We start from the raw sequence: 9,188 nt of genomic DNA on the forward strand, positions 1-9,188 counted from the left end.
GTTGAAATGATTAAGGAAATGTGGCCGGAAGTATATATTACAGGGTCATATGAAGTATCAAAGGAATTCAGAGAATATGAAAGAACAAGTACAACTGTACTTAATTCATATGTGAAGCCTGTGGCTGCTAAATATATAGATGAGTTGTATAACGAGCTTGAAGATATAGGTATTAAATGTCCTAAGTATATAATGCAGTCCAATGGAGGAACCACAACTTTTGAAAAGGCAAAGGAAACTCCAATAAATATGATTGAATCTGGTCCAGTAGCCGGTATTTTCGGATCAGCTATGCTAGGAAAGCTTCTTGGAGAAGAACAGGTTATAGGATTTGATATTGGTGGAACAACGGCTAAATGCTCTCTTGTAGACGGTGGAGAAGTTAAGATTACAACTGAACACAAAATAGAAAAGACTAATGTAACAGCAGGATATCCTGTGAAGGTACCTGTTGTAGATATTGTTGAAATTGGAAATGGTGGAGGTTCCATAGCCTGGATTGATGAAGGTAATTCTCTAAAGGTTGGACCACAGTCTGCTGGTGCACTTCCTGGCCCAATAGCCTATGGCTTAGGTGGTACAGAGCCAACAACTACAGATGCAAACCTTATAGTTGGAAGATTGTCACCTGAAAATTTTGATATGGAAGTTGACATGGATAAGGTAAGAGCTGGAATTGAAGAAAAGATTGCAAAACCTTTCAATATATCAGTTGAGGAAGCGGCTCTTGGAATAATCAGGATTGCAAATTCCAACATGTTAAATGCACTTAAACTTATTTCAGTTAGAAAAGGTTATGACCCAAGAGATTTTGCTCTTGTTGCCTTCGGAGGCGGTGGACCAATGCATGCGACACCTCTTGCAAAGGAACTTGGAATCAAGAAGGTTATAATACCTGTAGCTGCATCGGTATTTTCAGCTTGGGGAATGCTCATGACAGATTTGAGACAGGATGATATTCAGACTTTTAATATGAGACTCGATAATATGGATTATGAATTGATTAACAACCAATGGAATAATATGGAAGAAAAAGCAGTTTCTGAATACTTGGAGAAGGGTATTACAGAAGATGAGGTGATTTTCGTAAAAAATGTTGACATGAGATACTGGGGACAGGAACATACGATCAAGGTTCAAATATTCAACGAGGATATTAATGATGGAAATTTAGTAGATATTATTGAACGATTCCATATGGCTCACGAAAAGAGCTATAATTTCAGAATTGACGACAGTCTTACTGAAATAGTAAATCTTCATCTTACATCATTTGGAAAGGTTGAGAAAACAGATCTTAAGGAATTGGAAATTAAATCTGAAGATATTGAAAGCGCAGTAAAGGAAGTAAGAAAAGTCACATTTGAAAATATTGGCGAAGTTGAAACAAAGATATATTTAAGGGACAGACTATATCCAAATATGAAAATCGATGGACCTGCAATAATTGAAGAAGTAACTACATCAACAGTTGTATATCCTGACATGAGTGTTGAAGTAGATAAATATGGAAATCTTATAATCAATACGGAGGTGAAGTAGATGAGTACTATTAATAAAGTGGATCAGTTTACACTTGATATAATAAAGGATTCTCTGTATGCAATAGGTGAAGAAATGTTTATTTCCATTGCAAGAACATCCAAGAGTCCTGTTATATATGAAACACTTGACTTTGCATCAGCTCTCACCGACGAGCATGGTAACCTTTTGACACAGGGCAATGGAGTTACAGGATTTATAGGACTTTTGAGTTTTATGGTTAAGGAAACAATAGAGAAATTTGCAAAGAAAGGCAATCTTTTCCCTGGAGACATAATCATAATAAATGATCCATATGCTGGGGGAGGTTCACATCTTTCTGATGTTGGTGTTGTAATGCCAATATTTTATAATGATGAAATTGTAGCATATTCTGCAAACAAGGCGCACTGGACCGAAGTTGGTGGAAAGGACCCAGGTTCATGGACTGTTGATTCAACTGAAATATTTCAGGAAGGACTACAGTTCCCATGTATAAAACTTTTCAACAAAGGAGAAATTAACGAAGCTTTGATTGACCTGATAAAAGCCAATGTAAGATTTCCAGATCTTTCAATTGGAGATATGTGGGCTCAGATTGCAGGTCTTAAGACTGGTGAGAAAAGATTCATTGATCTTTGTGACAAGTATTCAAATGATACAGTTTTGTATTCAATAGAAAGAATGCTAAAAACTAGCGAAGAAATTTCAAAAAAGGAAGTTATGAAGCTTTCAAATGGTGTTTATGAAGCTGTAGATTATATTGATGACGACGGCCTTGGTAATGGACCTTTTAGGATACAAGTGAAGGTAACAATAGACGAAGATAGGTTTATCTGCGATTTTAGAGGATCACACATGCAGGTTCTTGGACCAGTGAATGTTGCATTATGTGGACTTGAATCTGCAGTAAGAACAATATTCCTGGCTGCAACCAATCCATCACAGGATGTAAATGATGGAGTATTTGAACCACTTGAAATAATTGTAGATAAAAAATCGATTTTCAGTGCCGAGAGACCTTCTGCAGTATCGACTTATTGGGAAACTATGATTGCAGGAGAAGATTTGATTTGGAAAGCTCTTGCACCTCTACTTCCTGACAGACTTACAGCAGGACATCTTTTGTCTGTTTGTGCATTTGTTTTTGTTGGAAAACATCCGGACACAAGTGAACCTTATATAGCTGTTGGCCCATCAGTTGGAGGTTGGGGAGCAGGCAAAGCCAAGGATGGAGAAAATGCTCAATTCTGTATAGGTGACGGTGAAACATTCAATATACCTGTAGAAGTACTTGAAACAAGATATGGTCTTTTTGCAGAGGAATACAAATTGAGAGCCGATGGTGCAGGAGCAGGAGAATTCAGAGGTGGATCAGGAGTTGTTAGAACATATAAGCAGCTTAATGACAATGGTTCCTTTACAGGTACATTTGGTAGATTCAAGTTTTTGCCTTGGGGATTGGAAGAAGGTAAGGACGGTTCAAGGAACATGTTTGAAATAATAAAGGCAGATGGAACAGTAGATGGACCCTATGGTAAATATCCTAGATATCCTCTAAGCACCGGAGATGCTGTACGTATGAGCACTGCCACAGGAGGTGGATATGGTAATCCAATGAACAGACCATTGGAAAAAATTATTATGGATGTAAAGAATGAATTTATCACATTTGAGCAGGCATATGCTGATTATGGAGTTGAGCTGAATCCTGATACTATGGAAGTTATTGGAGAAACAGACGAGAGACTGGGATTAAAAAACCTGGCGTAATATAAAGAGAGGGAGAATTTATGTCTGAAAAACAAAATGTAAAAGATAAAAAAGTAAAAAACGAATCGAATGTAAAAACTGATGAGCCTTTAGGAGCTGTTCCCTTAAATCAGAGGGAACACTGGCTTGCACCGGCAGTTATATTTGGTGGTTTGGAATTTTGCATACCTGTTTTGATGGTTGGATCAATGCTTATAGGATCCTTTGGATTCAAACAGCTCTTCCCAATAATGTTTGTAGCATTTATTGTAATCCAATGGGCTGGAAATGCTCTTAATGGTTATATGGGAGCAAAAACAGGTAGAGCTTCATCAGTATTGGCAAGATCAAGTTTTGGAGCGGTCCAATCAAGATTTATTATAGCAAGTGTAATATTTATGGTTAGTCTTGGATGGTGGGCTGTACAGACTGCAGTAGCAGGTAATGCAATATGTGCAATGCTTGGTATTGATTATACATCCAATTGGGGAACCTGGGCGATTATTACAACTATAATAGGTCTTATATTTGCAATACCATCAATTATAGGATACTCATCGATGAAATGGACTGATTATGTGGCTGTACCAGCAGGATTGATTCTTGTAGTTGGAGGTATATATCTTACAATTAAGAATTTTGGAATCGACCAGATATTGGCTTTTGAACCACAGCAACAGACAATGACATTTCTTGGGGCAGTAAGTCTGATTGTAAGTATTAATGTATCGCAGTGGGTAATTGCTGCAGACTATACAAGATATGCAAAGCCTAGAATAAAAGATAATATATTGATACCTATTGGAATCATAGGTATAGGGTTTCCACTTATGTATGTAGGTGCCATGATGGCGATAGGACAGGGAACTGCTGATATAGTGGCAGTAATGGTTGCTTTAGGATTTCCAGTTTGGGGATTTGTAGTGTTATGGTTGTCAACTTGGACAAGTCAACTGGTAAACAACTATTCAATGGGTCTTTCTTTATCAAATCTCATGAATATTAAGACCAGTAAAGGTAGATCTATTATCACTCTTGTAGGAACCTTAATTGCCATAGTCATAGCTTTATCAGGAATACTTGATCATTTTATGGATTTTCTGTATTTGACAGCGTTAGCATATCCTGCAATGGCTGGGATAATGTTTGTTGATTTCTTCATTAGAAAGCAGGAATGGCAGGATCACAGCGGTTGGAATTGGATGGCAACAATTGCTTGGATATCAGGAATATTTATCGGTTACATAACCACATATGTAAATCCGATGGGATTGCCGGCAGTGCAAAATTTGATAGTAGCCGGACTTGTATACTACATATCCATGAAAATCAAAGCAAAAGTTGCTCCGGACCATTTTACCGCAGAAGCATTCTCTAGTCAACAATAGTATATATGGAGAGATGGTCTTTATTATTAAAGATCATCTCTTTTTATTTTATCTATCTATGACATAGCTTAGGTTATGGTGGGTTTGTAATATAAGAATAAAATAAATTATAAATAAGGAAGATTATTATGACAACTTATTATGAAAAATTATTAAGAAATTTAAAAAATAGTGATTTGGATGCAATGTTGATAGTTCCCTCGGAGGAATTAAAGAATATAATAGGTATTTCCCCTATTCTTTGTGAAAGATTCCAGGGATTGTTCATAAAGAAAAATGGCGAAAATTTCTATTTCTGTAATTTATTGACTAAAAGCGATATGAATCATTCGAAAAACTGCGGGAATGTTTATACCTGGTTTGACAATGATGGGTATATGGATGGATTGAAAAAAATACTAAATGAACACAATCTATTGGGATGTACAATAGGTGTAAACAGCAAAGCAAGAGCATTCAATATATTGGATATAATGGAAAGTATTGATATTAAATTTGTGAACAGCAAAAGTTTGATAGAAGAAGTTAACTTAATCAAATCTCTTGATGAAATTGAAAAACTGAAAATTGTAGCGAAGAAAACTGATGAGGTTATGATGAGTACAATAGAATTTATCAAGGCTGGAATCAGTGAAAAGGATATTTATGACAAGATAATTCAAGAATTCAAATCAAGAAGTTGTATTCCTGATTTTGCGTTGGTAGTATCAGGCAGTAATAGCGCTTTGCCCCACTATAACGGCAATGACAGAATAATTGAAGACAAAGATATTGTTTTATTGGATATAGGTGCGAAATATCAAGGAATGAGTTCGGATGTTACAAGAACTATATTTGTAGGGGAACCTACGAAGAAAATGAGGGAAGTGTATGAAATAGTTCTTAGATCAAACATTATTGGAGAGAACGCTATCGCTGTTGATAATTCGATAGCAGGCCTTGACAATATTGCTAGAAAGCACATTGAAGACGCTGGATACGGCCAATACTTTACTACAAGACTGGGGCATGGAATTGGATATTCAACCCATGAAGAACCTTATGTAACCAAAAACAGCAAGAAGAAGATTGAAGTTGGAATGGCTTTTACAATTGAACCGGGTATTTATATTGAAGATGAATTTGGTATAAGAATTGAAGATTCAGTGGTTGTTACAGATGAAGGGGTAGAGATACTTAACAAGTTGTCAAAGGATATGATTATAGTTTAAGCTAATAAACAAAACTCCGCAGTCTTTTTTCAAGGGATTGTGGAGTTTTTTAATGTGAATTTCCAATTTCTTCATATGAAAACAGCGATATTTGTTGAAATAAGGCCATTGTAAGAGTAAAATTAAATATATATAATCAAAAAGGATAGTACACGGAGAATAAAAACTTTAAGTGTACTAAGGTGATGAGATGAAAAAATCATTGAAATTGAGAGAATTATTGGAGAGTGAAGAATTTATAGTTGTTCCTGGTGCCCAGAAGGCATGAGATTCTGGACAAGGATATATATGGTGAACTCATAAGGAGATTTGAATAAGAGGACTGATAATTGTTAACCTTTCCGTGTTTTAGATTTGCTGTTTTTCAGTAGACACTGAGTACAGTTCCTGATAGGAGGATGTTTTGGAAAACTTAAAGGACAGACATAGTGATAAAATATTTAAGGAATGGAATAAAATGATAAAAGGGGTGAAGGCAGACCCTAAAATTGTCAAACCTGAAATAATAAGTGCATGGGAAAAAAGTTTTAAGCTTAACATTGACCCATATAGATTTGATAAATCGATTATCTTAACAAGTGAAGAACTTCAAAATTTATTAGATATTAAGGACATGGAAAAAGATTATGGACAAATAATCAACATGATAAAAGATATTGCCATAAAGATGGATCTTACTTTTACAATATTTGATGAAAAGGGAAGAATGAAGGGAATCCTTGCTTTACCCGAAAGTATAACCGGGAGTACCAAGGAAGAAAATATAATCATAAAAGTTGCAAGCGAAGATTTCATAGGGTCAAATGCAATTTCTATGGCCTTGAAGGAAAACAAACCAATACAACTATTTGGAAGCGAGCATTACAACTATTACCTTCATAGATTCAACTGTTCGTATGCTCCAATACACGATGTTCACGGGAAGGTTATTGGAGCAATAAATATTTCCAGCAACAAGACCGAGCAAACAGTGGTTGAGTTAGGTCTTGTAGAAAGCATCTCCAAATTTTTGGACAGCTGCTTGACTGTGAACTATATGATTAACAACCTTTCTTTCTGTAGTTTTTCATTGATGGAATCTATTGAATATCTACCGAATGGAGTAATTTTCAATAACAAGCAGACAGGAAGAATAGATTATAATAATAAGGTTCTTAAGATGCTTAAGATAGAAACAAAGGACAAAATTTCCATTGCTGACAGGATAAATAGATACAGGGAATGTGTAGATTCACTGGCAATAGGTAGAGACCTTGTCAATGAAGAAGTGATTTTAAACGTCAAAGGAAAGAAAAAATCATTTATTATAACAACCAAAAATATACTTGATTCAGCAGGTGGGCAGATTGGAGAAATGGTTAGCTTGCAGGAAACTAATGAGATAATGAAACTTCAAAACATGCAGAGAAGCAATGAAGCATTATATAGATTTGATGATATTCTTGGAGAAGATTGTGAAATCAATAGGATCAAGGACCTGGGCAAAAAGGTTTCATTGTATTCTTCAGCAGTTATGCTGACAGGTGAAAGTGGTACGGGAAAGGAAATGTTTGCACAGTCAATTCACAATGAAAGTCAGAGGAATAACAAGCCTTTTGTTGCAATAAATTGTGGGGCGATACCTTCGGAACTTATAGAAAGTGAGCTTTTTGGATACGAGCCTGGAGCCTTTACAGGTGCTCTGACAGGGGGTAAAATCGGGAAATTTGAACTTGCTTCAGGTGGGACTTTATTTTTGGATGAAATAGAGAGTATGCCCTTGGATGTTCAAATTAAGCTTTTGAGAGCATTATCAACAGATACCATAACTAGAATTGGAGGGCTTGAAAACATCCCCTTCGATATTAGAATAATATCAGCGACTAAGAAGGACCTTCTAAAGGAATCTGATCTTGGAAATTTCAGGGATGATTTGTATTTCAGGCTTAATATCATAAATCTAAAGCTACCGCCCCTTAGGGAAAGAACAACTGATATACCTGTTATGGCAGAGAAGTTTGTAGATATGTTTGCAAAAAAAAATGAGATTGAAAAGGTTACTATGAGCCAGAAATTTAACAATTCCTAAATGTGGAAAGGTTGGATTTCTTTTTTATTTCAAGGGTAAAAGAAGATGAAATAAGTGTTTTCTGAAATTATTTATTGGTTTCACACGATTTTTTTGGATATATTAGTGTTTTTTCAGTATTTTTTGTTAAATGGAGATTGTTGGCATGCTAATTGCTTATTATTTAATCAAATAAATCTAATGGAGGTTTCATATGAATTTTCAATTTGGTATTCCTAGTTTTGTAACATTTGGCGAAGGTTGTACAGATGGTATGGGAGAAATGGTTCAAGGACTCGGAGGCAAAAGAGTATTTTGTGTTTACGACAAGGGCGTAAAATCAGCAGGAATTGTTGATGGAATAGTTGATAAGATGAAGTCAGTAGGTATTGAGGTTATAGAGTATGATAAGGTTCTTCCAAACCCTCCAGATACTTTGGTTGAAGAAGCAGCTGAATTAGCCCGAAAAGCGGATATAGATGTTATGGTAGCAATAGGTGGAGGTAGTGCCATGGATTGTGCCAAGGCAATAAATATATTGCTAACAAACCCATCTCCTATAAACCAGTATAATGGAATCAACCTTGTTAAGTTTCCAACAAAACCTTTAATTGCAGTTCCTACAACTTCAGGTACTGGAAGTGAAGTGACAGCATTTAGTATAATAACTGATACAACAAATATCAAGAAAATGGTAATAGGCGGTCAGTTTGTAGGTGCAACCTTTGCTCTTGCTGATCCACTTTTGACAGTTGGATTGCCATCTAAAATCACAGCATCTACAGGAATGGATGCATTGACACATGCGATAGAAGCCTATGTTTCTAAGGGAGCAATGATTCCGACAGATGTGTATTCTCTTAAGGCCATTGATCTTATATTCAACAGCCTAGCTGAAGCAACATTGAACGGCAGTAATATTCAGGCTAGAACAGACATGCTTCTTGGTAGCATGCTCGCAGGCTTTGCATTCAACAGTGCTGTACTTGGACTTGTACATTCTATTGCGCATCCACTTAGTGCACATTGCGGACTTCCTCATGGAGTTGCAAATGCAGTAGGACTTCCTCATGTCATGGCATTCAATGCTGAGGTTGTACCTGAGAGAACAAAAGATATTGCATTGGCAATGAATCTTGACGTTGCTGGATTATCTCCTGAAGATGCTTCAAAGGTTGCAGTTGAAAAAATAAAAGCGTTATCTAAGGAAATCAGCATTCCATCATTAAAGGAACTTGGCATTGACAAAGATATTTTTCCAACAATTGC

The 9,188-nt window shown here is 36.0% G+C and carries 6 protein-coding genes; all 6 read left to right on the top strand.

Annotated features, from left to right (window positions below):
• The coding region (locus AC3AX0_RS03115) for a hydantoinase/oxoprolinase family protein (RefSeq protein ID WP_487548847.1) at window positions 1-1,542 on the top strand (1,542 nt) is incomplete at its 5' end.
• Entirely contained in the window at window positions 1,543-3,294 is a 1,752-nt protein-coding gene (locus AC3AX0_RS03120; protein ID WP_487548848.1) for a hydantoinase B/oxoprolinase family protein, read from the top strand. It begins immediately after the preceding gene.
• Window positions 3,295-3,314: 20 nt separating this feature from the next.
• The gene (locus AC3AX0_RS03125; protein ID WP_487548849.1) at window positions 3,315-4,661 is read left to right on the top strand and encodes a purine-cytosine permease family protein; all 1,347 of its coding nucleotides are present in this window, start codon (window positions 3,315-3,317) and stop codon (window positions 4,659-4,661) included.
• Window positions 4,662-4,789: 128 nt separating this feature from the next.
• Window positions 4,790-5,872 (top strand): M24 family metallopeptidase, encoded by a 1,083-nt coding sequence (locus tag AC3AX0_RS03130; protein WP_487548850.1) that lies wholly within the window; start codon window positions 4,790-4,792, stop codon window positions 5,870-5,872.
• Window positions 5,873-6,275: 403 nt separating this feature from the next.
• Window positions 6,276-7,940, top strand: coding sequence for a sigma 54-interacting transcriptional regulator (locus tag AC3AX0_RS03135; RefSeq protein ID WP_487548851.1), 1,665 nt, complete (start codon window positions 6,276-6,278; stop codon window positions 7,938-7,940).
• Between the two features lie 193 nt (window positions 7,941-8,133).
• On the top strand, window positions 8,134-9,188 hold a 1,055-nt coding region (locus tag AC3AX0_RS03140; protein WP_487548852.1), incomplete at its 3' end, for an iron-containing alcohol dehydrogenase.

This window comes from Dethiosulfatibacter sp., assembly GCF_983023055.1.

Coding starts and splice junctions, on each gene's coding strand:
- AC3AX0_RS03120 (WP_487548848.1), top strand. CDS start 1,543: ATGAGTACTATTAATAAAGTGGATCAGTTTACACTTGATATAATAAAG.
- AC3AX0_RS03125 (WP_487548849.1), top strand. CDS start 3,315: ATGTCTGAAAAACAAAATGTAAAAGATAAAAAAGTAAAAAACGAATCG.
- AC3AX0_RS03130 (WP_487548850.1), top strand. CDS start 4,790: ATGACAACTTATTATGAAAAATTATTAAGAAATTTAAAAAATAGTGAT.